Raw genomic sequence first — 18,382 nt, forward strand, 5'->3', positions numbered from 1 at the left:
CATGAAAAAGAAACCTCTCTCCAGGCAGATCGCGAAGGGGCAGGCCGCGGAGCGGCCAGTCCTGGGACCCGTCAGGAATTGCGTTGGGTCCCAGGGACAGGCGCTGGCCATCGTGGTGATCATTCTCCTCGTCACCTCGATCATGGTGCCCTTGATGGTCTTCTATACCCAGAGAGAGGCCCTGTGGACGGCCAAGCAGTCCGCCAACACCTCGGCCTTCCACATGGCCGAGGCCGGGATCGAGAAAGGGTACCTGGCGGTCACCCAATCCACGGTCACCTGGGCCAATCTCCAGAACGGGACCTTGATCAGCAACTACAAATTCGACAAGGCCTTCACGGACTTGGGCGGCGGCTCCTACGCCATCTCGATCACAAGCGGCCCCGCCGTCCAGCAATGCACCATCATCAGCATCGGCCGGGATACCCGCGGCCGGGAGGTGCGGGCCATCAAGGCCGTCTACAGCAACTCCCCCCTGGGGGGCTTTGCCGTTTACTCCGGAGCCGGGCTCAAGGTGGATAATAAGGTCACGGTGGAGTGGGGAGCCGCGGTGAGCCCGCAAAGCATCACGCTCACGGGGGCCAACACCACGACTTACCCCCAATTCTGGTCCGCGGGGTCTATCGACGTTTTCGACACCAACCCCAATCCCCCCAATTGCGACGGCCCAAGCTGCTGCCAATGGCACACCTATTCCACCAACATCCCGCCCGCCCCCACCATTGACCTGGATTTCTACAAATCCTCGGCCACGGCCCAGACCGGCTGCCCCGCCGGCGGAAGCCCATCAGGAAGCTGCTACTATTCGGGCAATACGAGCTTCTCGGGAGTCACGGACACGGGAGGCAAGACCCTTTACATAGACGGCAATCTCACCGTGGGCTCCCCCGGCATAGACATCATCGGCAACCTCATCGTCATGGGCACTTTTTCAACAGGCAACGGCGTCTGGGGCAATGGCAACCACAGCATGGCGGTACCGCAAACCGCATGGAAGCAGTACTGCAAGAACTGGGCCCACTACCAGACCTTCGACGGCTCCGCCCCTTCGGCGTTCCCGGGGCTCAACTCAAGCTACACCTCGGCCGCGAGCCTCACCTCCTCGAGCAACAAGCTGGCGGTCAAGGGACTGCTCTACGTCCAGGAAAACCTCTCGGTCGGCACCGGGAACGGGAACACGGACGTCAACGGGGTCATGTACATCCTAGGGTCGAGCACCATGTCCGCCAATTCCAGCGTCACCTTGTACTATGACGAGGAAACGGGCAGGAACATGAAGACCACCAACGTCCTCTTGACGCGGCAATCCTGGCAGGATGTGCTCTACAGCTGGCCGTCGGCCCTCTAAAAGCGCTAGAATCTTCGGTCATGAAGAGAGGCGCTTTCATCGTCCTGGAAGGGCCCGACAAAAGCGGGAAATCAACCCAAGCGACGATGCTGGCCAGGCATCTACGCCGGGCGGGCATCCCCTTCGTCCATACCCGAGAGCCGGGGGGAACCTCCTTCGCCGAGGCCGTGCGCCGCGTGCTCCTCGACCCCAAGCATAAGGTAGCGCCCCTGGCCGAGCTCCTTTTATACGAGGCGGCCCGGGCCCAGCACACCGAGGAGAAGCTCCGTCCGGCCTTGGAGCGCGGCGAGCTCGTGCTTTGCGAGCGTTACACCTTGGCAACCTTAGCTTACCAGGGCTTCGCTCGGGGCCTTCCCATGGGCCTGGTGCGGGGCTTGAACCGGACGGCTACGGGGGGGCTCAAGCCGGATCTGACCATCGTCCTCGACATCCCCGAAGCCCAGTTCGCCAAGCGCGACAAGGACAGGAGGCACGACCGCCTGGAACGGGAATCCTCGCTTTTCAGAAAGAAGGTCCGCCAAGGCTACCGGGCCCTGGCGCGGCGCGAGCCGGGAGTGGTCCTTTTAAACGGCAGGCGGATCCTCGAAAGCGTCCACCAGGACATCCTGCGCCGGATCGCGAGGTTCCTGCCGTGATTTTTTCCGCGATAAAGGGGCAGGAGCGCGCGGCTCGCCTCCTCGAGGGCTTCCTCAAGAACCGAAGGCTCCCTTCGGCCCTCCTCCTGGCCGGTCTCGATGGCGTGGGCAAGGCCCTCATGGCCCGGGAGCTGGCCAAGGCCCTGGTCTGCGCCGAGCCCAAGGGCATGGAGCCCTGCGGCGCGTGCCCCGACTGCCTCATGGCGGACAAGGGAGTCCATCCCGACATCAAGTCGGTCAACGCCGCCTATCAAGCGAGCCTGCGTCAGGAGGAGGCCGGCAAGCAAAGGACTCTCCGCGTAGAGACGGTCCGGCACCTGCGCCGGGATATGGAAATGGAATCCATGAGCGGCGGCTGGAAAACGGCCATAATGGAGGAGGCCCACTCCCTCGAGATCGAGGCGGCCAACGCCCTTCTGAAAATACTGGAGGAGCCGCCGCGCAAAACCCTTTGGATATTGACCACTTCCCAAAAAGAAAGGCTTCCCAAGACCGTCCTCTCTCGTTGCTTCTGCGTGCGCTTGGCGCCGCTGAAGGAATCCGTCATAGAGAAAATCCTAATGGAGAGAGGGTTAGACTCCGACCGGGCCAAGAGCTCGGCCCGGTCATCCGAAGGCTCGGCCAGCCGCGCGATAGAGCTTTGCCAAGCCCAGCTCCCGACGCTGGAGGACCCTCTGGCGGCTTTCGCGGCGGCCGAGAGCCTGCCCAAGGAGCTTTACCAGGCCCGGACCTCGGCCGAACTCGCCCTGTTCGCCCTCGGCCAAAATCTTCGCCTGAAGATATTGAGCGGCCGAGCCCCTTTCTCCAAGGTGGAGAACGCCCTGCGCCGGATCCAGACCCTGCGCTCGGCCCTGCGCTCCAACGCCGACCCGAAAGCGGTCCTGGCCCTGGCCTGCCTGGAAGCCCAAGGATGCCTCTCATGAAAAAGTTTTACATCACCACTCCCATCTACTACATCAACGCAGCACCCCACATCGGCCACGCCTATACCACGGTCGCGGCGGACGCCTTGAGCCGATTCCTCAGGAGCAGGGGCCAACCTTGCCATCTCCTGACTGGGACCGACGAGCACGGAGCCAAGATCGAGCAGGCGGCCAAGGATTCGGGCACGACCCCCCAAGCCTACGCGGACCGGATTTCCGAGAAATTCCGGGAGCTCTGGCGCCACCTCGACGTGCATTATGACGATTTCATCCGCACCACGGAGCCGAGGCACGAGAAAAGGGTCCAGGAGGTATTCGCGACCCTGTTGAAGTCCGGCGACATCTACGCCGGGCATTACCGCGGCTATTACTGCATCGCCTGCGAGACGTATTGGACCAAGGAGCAGGCCGCGCAGCCACCCAAGGGCAAGGAGGGGCTTTTCTGCCCCAATCAGGACTGCGGTCGCGCCCTCCAGCTGGTGGAGGAGGACAGCTACTTCTTCCGCTTGTCCCGGTACCAGGAAAGGCTCCTGAAACATTACGCCGAGCATCCCGAGTTCCTGCGTCCCGCCCACCGAGGCAACGAGATACTGAGTTTCGTGCGTTCGGGCCTCCAGGACATTTCGGTTTCGCGGGCCAAGGTCAAATGGGGCATCCCGGTGCCGGGTGATCCCGGGCAGACGGTCTACGTCTGGTTCGACGCGCTTCTCAACTACGCCTCGGCCTGCGGGGAAGGGGCGACATTCCAGGAGCTTTGGCCCGCCGACGTCCACATCGTGGGCAAGGAGATTTACCGTTTCCACGCCGTGATCTGGCCGGCCATGCTCATGGCCTTGGGGCTTCCCCTACCGTCCCAAGTCTTCGCCCATGGCTGGTGGACGGTGGACGGCGAGAAAATGTCCAAATCCAAGGGGAACTTCGTCGACCCCTACGAACTCACCAGAGAGTTCGGGGTGGACGCTTTCCGCTATTTCCTCCTGCGCGAGATACCCTTCGGCCACGACGGGGATTTTTCCCGGGAGGCCCTGCGCAAGCGCTACAACGCCGATCTTGCCAATGACCTTGGGAACCTGGTGTCCCGGGTCGTGGAGATGGTGGACAAGTTCCTGGGCGGGACTTTGCCCAAGCGCCCCAACCCCGAGAAGGATTTTTTCCCCCGCTCCGTGGCCCAAAAAACAAAGGAGATCGAGGCCCGCATGAACGAACTCGACTTCAGCCAGGCCTTGAGCCTCATCTGGAGCGTGATCGGGGAGCTCAACCAAAGGATCAACGAGCAGGCTCCCTGGAAGGTCTACAAGACCGACCCAGAGAAGGTCAAGGTGATCCTCTTCGACTTGGTATGGTCCTTGCGCATCGTGGCGGGGTGGATCGAGCCCTTCATGCCCCAGACCGCGGCCAAGATCCAGGCTCAGCTCGGGGTGCGGCAGTTCCCGAGCCCGTTCACAGCCGATAAGATCCTGGCCGGAGAGACCTTCAGCTCCGGAAAAATCACTAAGGGCCCGGTTCTTTTCCCCCGGAAACAAGGGACCTGAGAAGCCCGACCAGCCAGCCCACCGGCCCCAGAAGGACATAAACCAAGGCCAGCAGGAACAAAGTGTTCTGCGGGTAGATGAATATAAGCCACGCCCCCAGAACGAAGCCCACCACGCCCACAACCGAGCGGAACTGGAAGAGATTGGGCTGCTTGAAGGCCGGGTAAGGAATGGTCGAGATCATCAAGAGCCCTATCAGCACGACCATGGCCGGGCCCAAGCCGTAAAGGAACGGAATCTGGTCCATGAGGAACTTCCAGGTCTGGGTGGGGCGTCCCTCCTCGACGATCTGGTAAAGGAGGACGAAGGCGGCCAGGAACCCGGCGCCCCCGGGAATGGGCAGGCCGGTAAAATGGGATTTGCTGCCGCCGCTGTCATGGGCCACGGCGTTAAAGCGGGCCAGCCTCAAGCCGCCGCAGAGGGCGAAGAAGAACGCCATGGGGTAGCCCCAGGCGCCGTAGTCCTTGAGAATGAAGGCGTACATCATGTGGGCCGGCGCGATGCCGAAGGTCAGGAAATCAGAAAGGGAGTCGAATTCGATGCCGAACTGCGACTCGCCATGAACCAGCCGCGCCACGCGCCCGTCCAGCGAGTCGAAGAATATGCCAAGGATGATGGCCGTGGCCGCGGGGACGAATTCCCCCCTTTGGGAGGCAAGCAGGGAGTAAAAGCCGCAGGCCATGTTCCCCACGGTGAAAAGGGAGGGAGCCAGGACCTGGCCGCCCCGCTTCAAGGTTATCTTGTCCATTCGCCGATCGGGGTAAGCCCCGCCCAGACCCGCTCCCCGGGCTTGACCGAGGCCCGCGCCGAGGCCGGCAGATGCACGGCCACCTGGGAGCCGAAATAGATGATCCCGTAGCGGGCCCCAGCACCCAGGCGTTCGCCGGGTTTTGGCCAGCACTCGATGCGCCGCGCGACAAGGCCCGCGATCTGCTCGGCAACCAGCGGCTCCTGGCGGCCATCCGGCCTCAAGGTCATGACGCAGCGCTCATTGACCTTGGCCTCGTCCCGCATCGCGGCCGCGAAGCTCCCCGGTTGGCTGTGGACCTTCTCCACGACGCCGGAGCAAGGCGCGCGCTGGACGTGCACGTCGAAAATAGAGAGGAACACCCGCACCGTGGTCACGTCTCCGGGCCCCTCCTGGGTCACGCTCAGGACCACGCCGTCGCCGGGGGAATAAATCTTGGATGGGTCAGCCGGGCAGTCGCGATCCGGGTCGCGGAAGAAATAGGCGCAAAAGGAAGAGAAGACCAGCCCCAGCCCGGCCAGAAGCAGCCCCGGCGCGCGCCAGCCTCCGGCACCGGCGAGAAGCACCCCCGCCAAAACCGCCACCATCCCGCACGCAATAAAGCCCCATCCCTGCCTGGCTATGCTCATCTTGGCTCCAAATAACAAAACACGGGCTAAGGACTCGATTGGGCAGGGCGGGACTCGAACCCACATGGCCTTGCGGCCGACGGATTTTACACGATACCCCCATATTTCCATGGGGCGTGGACTATCCCTTTCCGCCAGAGGCGGATCCCCCGTCTAGTCTCTACACCTTCCCGCTTCGCTCGAAGCGGGCTTGGCTCGGGATTAGCATGGCTTCCTAGTCTTAGGAAGATTTAGCCTTCCCCGAGTTTGAGGGATTTATTACCCTGAGGTTGCCCCCAAGGAGACCCTAATTGAGTCCGTTGCGTCTGCCAATTCCGCCACCTGCCCAATAGTGTTGCTGACAGCCCATCCATTCAAGGCGTCAACGCAGAGCCGTGCCAATTTCTGTTTTCTTTCCAGACTGAGGCAAGCGTCATAATAGCATTGCCTCAAGATTTGCTGTGCAGCCAGCTTGCCATATTTAAGTATGAAAAGTCTCCTATTTTTATGAATTCGACCTCTAGCAAGCATATGCCTTTCGGTTTCCTTGCTAAGCCAAAAAAGAAATTCGCGGGAGGCCGAATAAATCCTTAACGACCATTGAACATTTCATTAAACCAATTGAAAGCAAGTAGCTATAAAATTCAACCCCACCAGTTTGTATATGATAGCAAACCATGCCCTTACCATTGCGTTTGATGGATATTTTATTGGAAATTTTGAGCTCTCGCCTGATATTCGCGAGGAATCCCCGACCCTTGGAAGTAATGTCAATATGTCGGCCATCGGAACTGAGATTCCCATCGGTCGCGATAAGACCGATCAGATACCATAACTTTTCAGGAGAAATTGACCGATAATCAATCATATGCCCCTACAAATTATACGAGCAAACCCGCTAAAAAGTTCCATAGGGCCTATACGTGGTTAGGCCCTATGTCCAATCTCTTGTGGGCCTTAAAGCCCAAGGAAGGCCCTGAAGTTAAGAAATATAATTGCGCTCAAAGTATTCAAGAGAAGCTATCCCCCATGACATTTCTACCGTTGCTCCTGGCTCTAAGCTTCAGCGCCGTGCCCGTTTGCTCCAAAGACGGTCTCGAAGCCGTGAAGGCCGCTTCCGGGCTTTCGCGGCTTGGCGCATTCCCAACAAGCTCTGCCGGCCCGACGCGATTGGCGCTCGGCGACAAAAACAAAGACGCGGTCACGGTCCGCTGCGAGCCGGAGGTCACCGAGAATCAGAGGCTTGGGCCCGAGGGCACGTTTTATCCTGTCCTCGAAATAAAGATGGATGCCCTGCGGAGCGAAAGGGCCTCTTGGATAGCAACCGGCGATTTCAAAAGCGCCCGCTATATGGCGTCTTTCTCCGTTTATTTAGCCGAACCATGTTCCGGGCGCGGTTGCGAGGGAAACCCCGATGAGTACGAGGCTGAAACCCGTGTCGTCCTGCGCAGGCTCTCGAGCGGGAAGGTCGTCGGGATTGGAAGGCGCCGGGAATTCGGGACAAACAAAAGCCTTCCGGTCATTTCAGCCGAAGCCTACAACACGGAAGTGGCTCAAGCCATTTTAGACAGCGGGAAATCGCCTGAAAGCCAACTCCTGAACTGGGGCGATGAGAACGGATGGCAACTCGTTCCAAATGGGACCGTTTCCGTCGTTGAGTTAAGGTGCGAATTCGTTAAGCGCTGACCAATTCCATCGAGGATAAAAATGCCCAAATTCCATAGAAAGGCCGTCGCGTTGCTGGCTTTAATGGCGGCGATTCCGGCGACAGCCGAAAGCAGAACCGCCGGCAAGGTGCTGGTCGTCTTGTCCAGCGAGGACAAAATCACGCTGAAGAATGAGTTGGTTCACCCGACGGGATTCTTCCTGCCCGAGCTCATGGTTCCTTTGAAGAAATTGCTGGACGCCGGCTACGAGCCGGTATTCGCCAATCCCCATGGAAGCAAGCCTGTCATGGACAAGATCAGCGACACGCCTTTTTGGCTGGGCGACGCTCCCGGAGCGAGCCCTGAAGTCCGAGGCAGGGCCGGAGAAGAGTACCGCAATTTAAGACGGCTCTGCGAAAAGCTAGGGATCTGCGGCGAGGGTTTGGTCGGAACAAAAAACGCCAAGAGCTTCTCCCAAGTCATCTCCGAGGGCCTGGATATATACGCCGCGGTCCTGGTTCCCGGAGGCCACGCTCCCATGGAAGATCTATGGAAAGACAGGGAGCTGGGCCAAATCCTGCGCTATTTCCATCTCAACCGCAAACCAACCGCCTTGATTTGCCACGGCCCGATAGCGCTGCTCTCTACTCTGGATGAGGCTGAGGGCAAGGAAGGCTGGATTTACAAGGGCTACTCCCTCGCGGTCTTCACGACCGCCGAGGAACAGCAAGAAGAGCCCGGCCAGGACAACGCCCTCGGGGGCTACGTGAAATTTTATCCCGACCAGGCCTTGGAGACGGCGGGCGCCTCTGTCAAGAGAGCCCCGAAATGGACCTCCAACGTGGTGGTTGACCGGGAACTTATCACCGGCCAGAACCCGATGTCTGAAGAGGCCTTCGCAAACGCTCTGGTTCAATCCCTGGAAAACTATCGCCATAAATAAGCCTCCATGAAATCAGCTCTGCTGTTGTGCGCGCTGACGGCCCTCATCCATCAAACCGCTTGGGCGCAATTCCCCTCGCTGAGGGCCACGGACACCCGGACCTCGACCCCGGAAGCCGTGATGCAGGACCGCAAGGACTGGGGCTTGGACCTGGCCTTCGGCGGCAACTTCAACCGCGGCAACACCGACGTAGACTACATCAGCGGCGGGTTCTCGGCGTTCAAGGCCTGGTCGGACTCCAGCGCCTATCTCAACGGCTCGATGATTTACAACACCTTCGGGTCCCGGAAAATTCTAAACCAGGGAAGCCTCACGGCGCGCTACGACCGCGAAATCCAGCGGCCCTGGAAAATTTTCGCTTTCAACACAAATGCCTACAATGAATTCATCCGCCTGGACTACCGGAGCACCACCGGAGTCGGCCCTTGGTACGACGCCCAATGGGGAGAAGTAAAACACGGCTTGAGCCTGGCCATCACCCATGAGTACGAGAATTTCAAGGGAGGCCTGGCGGAGAGCGCCGCCCGGCTGTCCCTGCGCGACGTCCTGCGCCTGCCCCTCTCGCAGGCCGCCGAGCTCCGAGCGGACTTCTTTTACCGCCCCAAGATGGATGCGATCGGCGATTACCACCTTTTCGCCGAGATCGGCCTCGAGACGATTATTTGGAAGCGGAACCTTGGGCTCAAGCTCGCCTGGATCGACGAATACGACAGCCGGCCCCAGCCGGGCGTCAAGCCCAACGACGCCCTGTGGCTGAGCGCCGTCACCTTGCATTTTGGAGAATAAAAATGAACAAATTGTTCGTTCTGACGCGTATCTTTCTGTTAGTTCTCGGCGCGCGCCTGGCTGGAGCGGCCGAAGCGCCCTACTACCGCGTTTTCCGTGGAGTGAAGCGCCCCGATGTCACCCAAGAGTATTTCGCCCGGCAGTTAACCACGGTATTCATTCCAGCCTTGCCGGCCGCCCATGCCAAGAACGGGGCCGCGGCCTACCTTCCCGCCCTGCCGCCGGAGGGTCATCCGGCCTCCATCGTTGATGAATACGCTTTGGTCGCTTACGAGTCCGAGCCGGTCTATCAGGCGGCGAGGCGAACTCCCGAAGGCCAAGCCTACAGCGATCTCCACTGGACTATTTTTGACCGAGAGAAGTCCCGGAGCGACGGAGCCGTCCCTCTTCACGGCACCCTGGCTGAGGAAACGCCCTACGACGTTACGGGAAGGCCGGTGGACTGGCAATCGGGGCATTCCACTTTCTTCATCGGAACCAGGCACCCCAATCTTGAGCCCGCCGCCTTCAGCGAGAAGCTCCTCCGGCACGTCCAGGACGTCGAACAGGCCTTCCGGGTCTACGGCTTGGACGGCTACGTCATCATCGTCACCAAAGACAAATACGAGGCGGCGTTCCAGCATTGGCCCAATCCCGAGGCGGCCGGCGCGGCCTTCGCCTCCGCGCCAGGTCAAGCCATCATCGCGGGAGCCCGGGAGATACTGGTCCCTGTGCAATGGTCGGTAGTGGAACCCTTCAATGGGGAAATCAGGCCGGGGCAGGCCGTCAACGTCCTGTTCGAGCGAAGATCTGTCCCTTAAGACTTATTCTGTCTTTTCTTAATCTCGAATCCGATTCTACGCCGAGGCACCTCCGGCGGATCCATAAGATTACGGATTGCGTCAAAGACAATTCGGAACCTTCGGTTGTATTTCTTTTCAAGCCCATCAAGCCGCCGAGCCAAATCCTGATTAGAGGAAATCATCTCGCGCAGCCGCACGAAAGCCCGCATGATGGCCACATTGACCTGGATGGCGCGGTTGCCGCGCAGAACACTAGACAACATGGCTACGCCCTGTTCAGTAAAGGCATAAGGGGGATTCTTAATATGTTGTCCTCTCTTTAAGATCACAGTTTGTGATCTTAAAGAATTAGCTTCGCTGAGTGTCAGCCTGAACATAAAATCATCGGGGAAACGTTTAATATTACGTTTAACGGCCTGGACAAGCGCACGGGGTTCCACGCGGTAAAGCTTGGCCAACTCCGTGCTCAACATGACCTTATGGCCACGAACCAGATAAATGCGCCGCTCAATATGATCAATAGGCTGAAGCTGGGAATAATCCTGCATACCAACTATACGAGCGAACCCGCCAAAAAGTTCCATACGACCCGCTGGTATTGACAAAACAAGGGCATCTGTTATGCTTGAATCCGGCGCCAAGACGGATTATTTAGGGGAAGGAGAGTCGAGCTCGCGGGTCTTGAGCCAGGTGAGGCCATACCAGGCGCCGCCGCAGACAAAGAAGCCTCCGATGGAGACCCAACTGGACTCGCGGAACAGGGACCAAGCAAGAAACAGGATGGACAGGAAAAACAGCGTCCAGCGAAAGGCCCTGCTTTTCATGGCTTCAGGCCCAATGATACAACAATTTCCCCGCAGCCACGAGTGAAAGCGCCCAAGCCCAAGAGCGCTGTCCTGTCCAAGGTCGGGCTTCTCAAGCGCCTGGGGCGCGAGCTCGAGGCCGGCAGGCAGGCAAGCCTCATCGTTTTCCACCCCTACGAGCTCTCTGGCAACGCCAATAAGGAGCTCTCTCCGGCGGCGCGGCGGATTCTGCGCAAAATCTGCGACTTCCTGGAGCCGGAGCTGCGCTCTAGCGACCGCCTGGCGGCACTCCCTCCCGACAAGATCGGCCTCCTGGTCCCGGCCGGGCTGCCGGGGGCCCAGGAGGCGGCCCTGCGTTTGCACCAAATGATTCAAGAGAATTTGAAGATCAGCCTCGGCACCGGCATCTGCAATTCCGCGAATATTTCCGGCGGGGCCGCAGCACTCTGCCAAGCCGCTTGCCAGGCCGCCGAGGCCAGCCGAAACACGGCGGGCCTCAATATCTCCACTTGGGAAACAAACAGGATCATCCCCCTCCTAGAAACCCTGTCGGAGCCTCCCGTTTCCGATCCCTCGAGCTCGACTCTCTCGGCGCGCTACCATCGGCTCATGCTCCTCAACCGGATGTCGCTCGAGCTGTTCTCGGACAAGCCCTTCGCGGAAGCCTTGGTCTCGGCCGGGAAGCTCCTCCTCGCCCTGATGCAGGCCAAACATGTCTCCGTTTTCTTCTGCGACGACTTCGGGCTTCCCGTGGCGGCCCACCGGGACGGGGACAAGCGCTTCGAAAGCCCGGACGCCGCCCAGGAGGAGGCCGAGCTCGTGGCCCAGGCCCTGGAGGAGAGGCGCATCATCACGGCCGGTCGCTGGATGGCGGCTCCTCTGTTGTACTACCGTCGGATCGAGGCCACCGAGGACGGAGTGCTCCTGGTGGGTTGGCCAGAGGCGCAAAAGCACAGCGCCGAGCGCGACCAGACAATGCTCGAGATCACCCGGCTCCTGCGCAACGCCCGGCTCAACCAGAAAAATCTGCAGCAGCAGAAAACCATGGCCGCGGTGACCGACCAGGCGGCTGACGCCATCTTCATCACGGACCTCGACTCCCGGATACTCAGCTGGAATTCGAGCGCCTCGGAGCTTTTCCAATACGCCCGCGAGGAAATCATGGGCTGGCCCGCGAATCTCCTCACCCCCAAGGACAAGCTCGACGAGATCAAGGGAATCGAGGACCGGGTCCTGCGGGAGGGAAGCCTGCGCAACATCGAGACGGTGCGCAAGCGCAAGGACGAGAGCCTGGTCCCGGTGGAGGGAACCTTCACTTTGCTCAAGGACGAGTCGGGCGCCCCCTTCGGCATGGTCTGCTCCTACCGGGACATCACCCGCAGAAAGGAGATCGAGCGCATGAAGTCCGAGTTCGTCTCCTTGGTCAGCCACGAGCTGCGCACGCCGCTCACCGCAATCCGCGGGTTCGCCGAAACCATTTTCGACTTCTGGGATGAGGTCACCCTGGAGCAGAGGCGCTATTACCTCGGAATCATCCTCGAGGAGTCCAAGAGGCTCGGGGACCTGGTCACCGACTTCCTGGACCTCTCGCGCCTGGAGCAGGGCGGGGTCCCACTCAAGCCCAAGTCCCTGGACTTGAAGGCCCTGGCCCAGCGCCTCACGGCTCTTTTCCACGAGCATCCCTCCGGCGCCCAGTTCAAGACCTTTTTCGCTCCCGGAGGCGACCACGCCTGGGCCGACGAGGAGCAGGCCTACCGGGTCCTGGTCAACCTCTGCGGCAACGCCCTGAAATACTCCCCATCGGGCGGGACCATCACGATCTCGGCGCGCCCCGAGGGATCGTGGGTCGAGCTCTTCGTCCAGGACGAGGGTCCGGGAATCTCGCGGGAGCACCAGCAGAGGATATTCGAGAAGTTCTACCGCGTTCCGGACCCCGTCTCCAAGAAGACGGCCGGCACGGGCCTAGGCCTGGCCATATGCAAGAACATCGTGGAAAGCCATGGAGGCCGCATCTGGGTCGAGAGCGAGCTTGGCCGGGGTACCCGCTTCAAATTCACCTTGCCCCTCCTCAAGCCCGAGGCATGACGAAACCCAAACGCGTGCTCATAGTTGACGATGAGCATGCCACCAACGCCTTGGCCTCGGAATACCTGAGACTCGCCGGCTTCGAAGTGGCGTCCTGCTACGACGCCGAAAGCGCCCTGAAGGCCCTGGAGGCGGACTCCGCCTTCGACGCCGTGGTCTTGGACAAGCGCCTGCCGGGCATGGATGGCTTCGAGGCGGGCAGGAGGATAAAAGCCGACCCCCGCACGGCGGGCATCCCCATCCTGGCCCTCTCCGCCAGCTTCCATCCCCAACAGGAGCCGTCTCCCGCCTTCGACGCCTTCCTGGGCAAGCCCTTCAGCCCGCGGGACCTCTTGGTCGCCCTCAATAAAATAACCCAAAGGTCCTAAAACATATTTAGGACTTTCGGTCCATAAATATGCTAATAGGAGAGATTGGCGCGCCGTGGCGCCGGACCTAAATCGTGGGGAGGTGGCTATGAGAAAGTGGCTCTGGTTCTTAGGGTTATTGGCCTTGGCTTGGCCGGTTCGGGGCGACGCAGCCTTGACGGCGGAGGGCGCCCAGGACCGGCTCATCGTCGCGTTCAAGCCGGCAGTGGGCTTCTTGGAAAAGCAGAGAATCCTTGAAGCGGAGGGCCTCGAGATCGTGGACGAGATTCCGGCCCTGGGCCTGATCCTGGCCCAAGCTCCGGAAGGCAGGTCCTTCGCCATAAAGTCCAGGCTTTTTGCCGACCCGCGGATCGCGGCCGTGGAGCGCGACGTCTGGCGCAAATGGATCGAGGCTCAGCCCGCTTCCTTCCAGGAAATCGCCATGCCCAGCGTCGAGTCCGTGCTTGGACAGCTTCCCCCCCGCAAGATGCGCGCCTCCGATAGCGACGAAGTCCAGTGGGGCGTCAGACGAGTCAACGCCCCCGCCGCCTGGGCCTCGAACAGAGGCGACGGAGTCCGGGTGGCCATCGTCGACACGGGAATCGACCCGGAACACCCGGAACTCAAGGATAAGATCGCGGGCGGCTACAACGCCTTGGACAAAAGCGCGCCCTGGGCCGACGATCATTTTCACGGCACTCACGTGGCGGGAATCGTGGCCGCCAAGCTCGACGGCCAAGGGGTGGTGGGTGTGGCGCCCAAGGCCTCTCTTTACGCCGTCAAGGTGCTCAACAAGGAGGGCTCCGGCTCTCTTTTCGGCATCATAGGCGGTATTATGTGGTGCGCCCAGAACAATATCCAGGTGATCAACATGAGTCTGGGGGCTCCCCAGGAGATGCCTTTCATGCAGCAAGTCCTGCAGTTCGCCCAGCGGGCCGGCGTGACCATAGTGGCCGCGGCGGGCAACGACAGCAAGGCAGTGAATTACCCGGCCGCCTACCCTGAGGCCATCGCGGTCTCGGCCCTCGACCAGGAGGACAAGATCGCGACCTTCTCGAGCCGCGGGCCCGAGGTCGCCTTCATCGCTCCGGGCGTGAAGGTCCCCTCCTCGGTGCCGCGCTGGCATGAGGCCAGCGGGATAAAGGCCTACTCGGGCACTTCCATGGCCACCCCGCACGTGACGGGCCTGGCCGCTCTGGCAGTCGCCAAGGGAGCCTCGACTCCGGAAGCCGTGCGGGCCATGTTGAAAGCCTCAGCCTTGAGGATTCCCAACTTGGGCGACAGCGAGCAGGGAGCGGGAGTCATCGACGGGGGCCGTCTGGCGAGATAAAACAAGCGCCGATTCACGACAGACACCGTCAAAGAAAAGAGCCCAGTCCGCATTCGCGGACTGGGCTCTTTCTACTACTTACTGTTTAGCGGCGGCGGCAGGGACGGCTGCCTTCTTCTTGCCCTTCTTGGGCATCTTGGCCACTTTCTTGGCCGGCTTGGCGGAGACATGCTCCATCGGGACCGGGGTTGCGGCGGGCTGGGCCGCGGGAGCGGCGACGGCCGGCTTCTGGTCCTTGTCGGACGGCATCTGGGCGGACGCCACTCCGGCGGCCGCGACTAGCAACGCGAACATCATGAGCTTACGCATTGGGTTATTTCTCCTTTTATTTGCTGCATTGATTTCTCGATCGCCGCGCGATCGCGGAACGGTGCGTCTGTTTTAGGGGAAGATCAGCGCCGGGGAGGCGACAAGGAGCGCGGCTCGGGAGGAAGCGCGCTGGAAAGGCGAACTCTCGCTTCAAGAGGAAGCCGGACGAAAGAAGAGGGAGCACCCGGAAGGACCGGCGGAACGGAAGAAACGGCGAAAACCGGGGGATGATCCGCGCGGCCGCCCTCGTCCAGGATGCTGACGGCGGAATCATCCCCCAGGTCGAGGAGAACGGGCATGTCCAGCCGCAAAGAGCCCCAAGCCAGGACGATCGTGACTAGGGAGCAGAACAAACGGCTCATAAGCGCTAATCTACAAAAATACAGAAGCCTGGCGCAACGGCTCGGGACGAGCTCGCTCATTGAGGACTTTGGCAGGCCTCACCCTCCGAACATCGGGGAGGTTCCTTCTTCGGCGCGGCGCCGGCTTTTTTCGCCGCTTTTTTCTTGGGCGTCCGGTCCACCGGGCGCCCCTGGGCGTCGAAGCGGTACTGGCCCTGGGTCAGGACCTGGTAATCCTTGTACTTCGACTTCTCGTAATCCGGGCCCTTTTTAGCCGCCTTGGCCTTGGGGCGAGCCTGGGCGGCGCAAGCCCGGCCACGGAGGCCGGCGCCCGACAACGCCGCGAGAATGCCGACGGCCAATGCCAATCGCCGCATCTTCTAAGGAAGAACTCCGGACACCTTGGCGTTGCCCTGCACATTGCCGACCCAGTGTCCCCCTACGAAGGGAACCCTAACCCAATACGCCTGGCCCTCGACGCAAACCGGGCCCGACACCGAGGCCTGTCCGGCCGGCAGTCCCTTGGCGTCCTTGAGGCTCACCGAACCGATAACTTGACCGCAGCCCTTGAGCCGGTCCGGATTGATCGGCCAGTCGCCGCGGACTGGGATCGCCCCGCTGACGTCGCCTTCCCCATAAACCCCCATTCCCTGCACGCTGACCCGGCCCGCGACCGTCAAGGTCCCCTGCGGCTCGTCAAAAAACCCCTTTAAGAGAACGCCACCGCCCTTGACCAAGCCCCCGCCCTCTATCCGGATTTCATCCCGCGCCGCCCGCGGGAAGGCCTCGATCGAGGGAAGCTCCACGGAATGAACTGAAATTTTTTCAATGAGGCGTGCACCCCCGTCCCGCGACGAGCCGTTCCAGTCGACGGCTGGAGCGGCGGCTTGCGCGCCGACAGCAAAGGCCTCGGCTAAGGCCAAAAACAATCCCGCTTTTCTCATGGTCATGCCTCCTTGAGCGTTCTAACGGCAGGGACAGGCAAATATACCAAAACCAGGCTCAGTAAAGAAACATCTTCATGCAATAGACGCTGCCACCGGACTTGATGAACTCCGAAGTGTCCGCCTCGATGACCTGGAGGCCCACCACCTGCATGTGGCGGGCCACCGAGGTCGTCCCCTTTTGGACGATGGCGGTCCTGGAGTCCACGATGGCGGCGTTGCAGGCCAGGCTCCGGGAGGCCTCGGATTCGCTCGCGGTGAGCACGACGGGAAATATCTTGAGGATGACTTCCAGACTCGCCGAATCGAAAGCCGCGGGATAGATGAGCACGGCCTCCTGGTTGAGCGGGCAGAAGCAGGTGTCCAGGTGATAGAATTTCTCATTGACGAGCTTGAGAAGGATCACCGGGGCCTTGAATATCTCGGAGAGCTCCCCGTAAACCTCCGGCTCGGAACGGAATCCATGCCCGCCCCAGATCAGGCGCTTGCCGGGATGCCAGATCGCGTCGCCGGATCCCTCGAACGAGAAGGATGAATCCTTGAGGCGGGCCACCCGGTATCCTTCTTTTTTGAACCACTCCTCGAAGGCCGGGACCTCCCTCTTGCGGGAGGAATGCCTCATCTGGCCGAGCAGGCAGACCTTCTCACCCTCCGGAGTCAGGCCCGCGAAGGTTTGGTTGGAGCAGAAAACCATGTCCTCCAAGCCTCGGATGGGCTCTATCCGGCGCACGGACTTGCCGGCCCGCTCGAAAGCCGCGCAAACGTCCTCCCACTGCCGATGGGCCAAGGACTTGTTCACGGTTCCCACTTTGCCCGCCATGAGGGGGTTCTTCACGTCCACGACGTCGTAATAGTCCGGAGGGCACATGAGCACCGCCGCGGGCTCGGGCATGGCCGGGCAGCTCTTGAGGGAAAATCCCTTCAAGTCGCGCACGCCGCGGTAAATAGTGGTATTCATTTGAAATTCTCCTCTCCGAAGCTCCTGGCGAACGCCTCGGCTGTCAGCGACTCCGGCCCGCGGCCGGGCCTCAGGACTTGGACGCCCCCGAGCCCGCCCTCGGCCCAGCCCCAGGCGTTCCGGATTTCGACTCCCAATGGCTCGACGCCTCCCCCGCGATGAACCACGGGTAGAAATAGGATGGGCCGGCCTTTGGCGAGAACCCGGCCGGCCAGCAAGCGAAAGAAGCGCTCGCGGTAAGGCGTTTCCCGCGCCCACTCCCGCTCCAGATCGGCCAGGGCCCGACCAGCCTCCGGCTCATCCAAGGCCAGGGCTGCGAGGCAGGCTCTTAGCGCCTCTTCTCCCCCCGGCTCCAGGCGCCCATCGGCCGCCGAGCCCGCCAAGACTCCCAAGCACCAGGCCTCGAGCAGCCTCCAAGAGCTGCGCCAGGGCAGGGGCGCGCAACGCTCAAAGAAGAGGCGGAAATCGGCGTTCTTCTTGAGCTCCGACAGGACCTCGCCCGGCCTGCTCCGGCGGGGGCTTAAGCGCAGTTGGCGGCCCAGCCATTCCCTGAAAGCGTAAAGAGAGCGAGCCGTGGAAGGAACCCCTCCCGCCAAGACCATCCCTACCGCCTCTCCTTGGGAAAGCGCTCCCAACAAGCGATGGGGCATCGTAAACCACGCGGTTTTCCTCAAGAGCCGACGGCCGATTCCCTTGCGAAGGCGGATCATCCTGTCCAGGCCCAGGTGATAGCGGGCCATGAAGCCGGCGTAAAGCCCTTCCTGCCAAAGGGGCACGCTGTCCAAGGCGAAAGGATCCACGGCCACCACCAAGCGCGGCCGGCAGGGCCGCCGGCGCAGGCAGCACAGGGCCGAAACGCCGTGGCGCATCAACTCGAAATTGAGGTGCACGGCCTCTCCCAGCACGGGAGGATGGGAGATCACGGCTAGAAGCGCGGGCTCCTTGCCGCCGCGCGAGAGCTCATCCAGCAGTTGTCCGGCTCCGCGAAGAGCCGGAGAGGAGGCTGCGAAGGGGTAGCTGTTCGGGGAGGAGAGCTTTTCCAGGACGCATTCGTGGACGCGCAAGGCCCGGCCCTCCGGCATCTTCTCCAGCAGGGCGGCCGCGAGCATTCCCAAGGCGATTCCCAGGGGCTCGAGGCAGGCCCTTTGACGACGGGATTTGGCGGGCAGGGTAATCCCCCGCGCCTTGATGTCCTGCCCATAGGCTTGGGCGACTATGGACATCAAGTCCTGGGCCGTGGATGTGTCGAAACGGGGATAGATGTTTTCCATGAGGAGGAGCCCTGGGCGCGTGGCGCATTTTAACATAAAAATG

At 61.2% G+C, this 18,382-nt stretch carries 22 protein-coding genes; 11 read left to right on the forward strand and 11 right to left on the reverse strand.

The window, feature by feature from the left end:
* Window position 1: 1 nt before the first annotated feature.
* Genes HY921_11285 through metG form a run of 4 tightly spaced genes read left to right on the forward strand, consistent with a single transcriptional unit; the run spans window position 2 to window position 4,438 of the window.
* The gene (locus HY921_11285; protein ID MBI5631454.1) at window positions 2-1,348 is read left to right on the forward strand and encodes a hypothetical protein; all 1,347 of its coding nucleotides are present in this window, start codon (window positions 2-4) and stop codon (window positions 1,346-1,348) included.
* Window positions 1,349-1,368: 20 nt separating this feature from the next.
* Window positions 1,369-1,983, forward strand: a complete 615-nt coding sequence (tmk, locus tag HY921_11290; protein MBI5631455.1) for a dTMP kinase — start codon at window positions 1,369-1,371, stop codon at window positions 1,981-1,983.
* The gene (locus HY921_11295) at window positions 1,980-2,906 is read left to right on the forward strand and encodes a DNA polymerase III subunit (protein ID MBI5631456.1); all 927 of its coding nucleotides are present in this window, start codon (window positions 1,980-1,982) and stop codon (window positions 2,904-2,906) included. The genes tmk and HY921_11295 overlap by 4 nt, the downstream gene beginning before the upstream one ends.
* A complete protein-coding gene (gene metG / locus HY921_11300) occupies window positions 2,894-4,438 on the forward strand; it encodes a methionine--tRNA ligase (GenBank protein ID MBI5631457.1) in 1,545 nt (514 codons plus the stop codon). The genes HY921_11295 and metG overlap by 13 nt, the downstream gene beginning before the upstream one ends.
* Here the strand turns inward: metG and pssA are convergent.
* From pssA to HY921_11315, 3 genes are all read right to left on the reverse strand, one after another.
* Window positions 4,398-5,186, reverse strand: a complete 789-nt coding sequence (pssA, locus tag HY921_11305) for a CDP-diacylglycerol--serine O-phosphatidyltransferase (GenBank protein ID MBI5631458.1) — start codon at window positions 5,184-5,186, stop codon at window positions 4,398-4,400. The two genes, metG and pssA, sit on opposite strands and share 41 nt — an antisense overlap.
* A complete protein-coding gene (locus HY921_11310; protein ID MBI5631459.1) occupies window positions 5,174-5,815 on the reverse strand; it encodes a phosphatidylserine decarboxylase in 642 nt (213 codons plus the stop codon). Before HY921_11310 ends, pssA begins: the two co-directional genes overlap by 13 nt.
* 529 nt (window positions 5,816-6,344) lie before the next feature.
* Window positions 6,345-6,662 (reverse strand): LAGLIDADG family homing endonuclease, encoded by a 318-nt coding sequence (locus HY921_11315; GenBank protein MBI5631460.1) that lies wholly within the window; start codon window positions 6,660-6,662, stop codon window positions 6,345-6,347.
* Window positions 6,663-6,730: 68 nt separating this feature from the next.
* Here HY921_11315 and HY921_11320 point away from each other — a divergent pair, with 68 nt between their 5' ends.
* The 4 genes from HY921_11320 to HY921_11335 are packed head-to-tail and all read left to right on the forward strand — an operon-like array spanning window position 6,731 to window position 9,969.
* The gene (locus tag HY921_11320; protein ID MBI5631461.1) at window positions 6,731-7,480 is read left to right on the forward strand and encodes a hypothetical protein; all 750 of its coding nucleotides are present in this window, start codon (window positions 6,731-6,733) and stop codon (window positions 7,478-7,480) included.
* A gap of 21 nt (window positions 7,481-7,501) precedes the next feature.
* A complete protein-coding gene (locus HY921_11325) occupies window positions 7,502-8,383 on the forward strand; it encodes a type 1 glutamine amidotransferase domain-containing protein (protein MBI5631462.1) in 882 nt (293 codons plus the stop codon).
* A gap of 6 nt (window positions 8,384-8,389) precedes the next feature.
* On the forward strand, window positions 8,390-9,169 hold the full coding sequence (locus HY921_11330; protein ID MBI5631463.1) for a DUF481 domain-containing protein: 780 nt from the start codon (window positions 8,390-8,392) through the stop codon (window positions 9,167-9,169).
* Between the two features lie 2 nt (window positions 9,170-9,171).
* Window positions 9,172-9,969, forward strand: coding sequence for a hypothetical protein (locus HY921_11335; GenBank protein MBI5631464.1), 798 nt, complete (start codon window positions 9,172-9,174; stop codon window positions 9,967-9,969).
* Here the strand turns inward: HY921_11335 and HY921_11340 are convergent.
* A complete protein-coding gene (locus HY921_11340; protein ID MBI5631465.1) occupies window positions 9,966-10,499 on the reverse strand; it encodes an ORF6N domain-containing protein in 534 nt (177 codons plus the stop codon). The two genes, HY921_11335 and HY921_11340, sit on opposite strands and share 4 nt — an antisense overlap.
* A 99-nt stretch (window positions 10,500-10,598) precedes the next feature.
* Window positions 10,599-10,775, reverse strand: coding sequence for a hypothetical protein (locus tag HY921_11345; protein MBI5631466.1), 177 nt, complete (start codon window positions 10,773-10,775; stop codon window positions 10,599-10,601).
* Between the two features lie 42 nt (window positions 10,776-10,817).
* Between HY921_11345 and HY921_11350 the strand changes: the two genes are divergently transcribed.
* From HY921_11350 to HY921_11360, 3 genes are all read left to right on the forward strand, one after another.
* A complete protein-coding gene (locus HY921_11350) occupies window positions 10,818-12,839 on the forward strand; it encodes a PAS domain S-box protein (protein MBI5631467.1) in 2,022 nt (673 codons plus the stop codon).
* Window positions 12,836-13,207 (forward strand): response regulator, encoded by a 372-nt coding sequence (locus HY921_11355; GenBank protein ID MBI5631468.1) that lies wholly within the window; start codon window positions 12,836-12,838, stop codon window positions 13,205-13,207. Before HY921_11350 ends, HY921_11355 begins: the two co-directional genes overlap by 4 nt.
* 88 nt (window positions 13,208-13,295) lie before the next feature.
* Window positions 13,296-14,516 (forward strand): S8 family peptidase, encoded by a 1,221-nt coding sequence (locus HY921_11360; protein ID MBI5631469.1) that lies wholly within the window; start codon window positions 13,296-13,298, stop codon window positions 14,514-14,516.
* A 78-nt stretch (window positions 14,517-14,594) separates the two neighbouring features.
* Here HY921_11360 and HY921_11365 read toward each other — a convergent pair whose 3' ends face one another.
* The 6 genes from HY921_11365 to HY921_11390 form a co-directional block, all read right to left on the reverse strand.
* A complete protein-coding gene (locus tag HY921_11365; protein ID MBI5631470.1) occupies window positions 14,595-14,825 on the reverse strand; it encodes a hypothetical protein in 231 nt (76 codons plus the stop codon).
* 83 nt (window positions 14,826-14,908) lie between these two features.
* Window positions 14,909-15,187, reverse strand: coding sequence for a hypothetical protein (locus HY921_11370; protein ID MBI5631471.1), 279 nt, complete (start codon window positions 15,185-15,187; stop codon window positions 14,909-14,911).
* A 56-nt stretch (window positions 15,188-15,243) separates the two neighbouring features.
* Window positions 15,244-15,534, reverse strand: a complete 291-nt coding sequence (locus tag HY921_11375; GenBank protein ID MBI5631472.1) for a hypothetical protein — start codon at window positions 15,532-15,534, stop codon at window positions 15,244-15,246.
* Between the two features lie 12 nt (window positions 15,535-15,546).
* Window positions 15,547-16,116 (reverse strand): hypothetical protein, encoded by a 570-nt coding sequence (locus HY921_11380; protein ID MBI5631473.1) that lies wholly within the window; start codon window positions 16,114-16,116, stop codon window positions 15,547-15,549.
* A gap of 52 nt (window positions 16,117-16,168) precedes the next feature.
* Window positions 16,169-17,068: a hypothetical protein gene (locus HY921_11385; GenBank protein ID MBI5631474.1), complete on the reverse strand. Its 900-nt coding sequence runs from the start codon at window positions 17,066-17,068 to the stop codon at window positions 16,169-16,171.
* Window positions 17,065-18,375 (reverse strand): hypothetical protein, encoded by a 1,311-nt coding sequence (locus HY921_11390; protein MBI5631475.1) that lies wholly within the window; start codon window positions 18,373-18,375, stop codon window positions 17,065-17,067. The genes HY921_11385 and HY921_11390 overlap by 4 nt, the downstream gene beginning before the upstream one ends.
* Window positions 18,376-18,382: the final 7 nt, after the last annotated feature.

The sequence above is a fragment of the Elusimicrobiota bacterium genome (genome assembly GCA_016218575.1).
In the GTDB taxonomy this organism is placed as follows: domain Bacteria; phylum Elusimicrobiota; class Elusimicrobia; order UBA1565; family UBA9628; genus JACRDN01.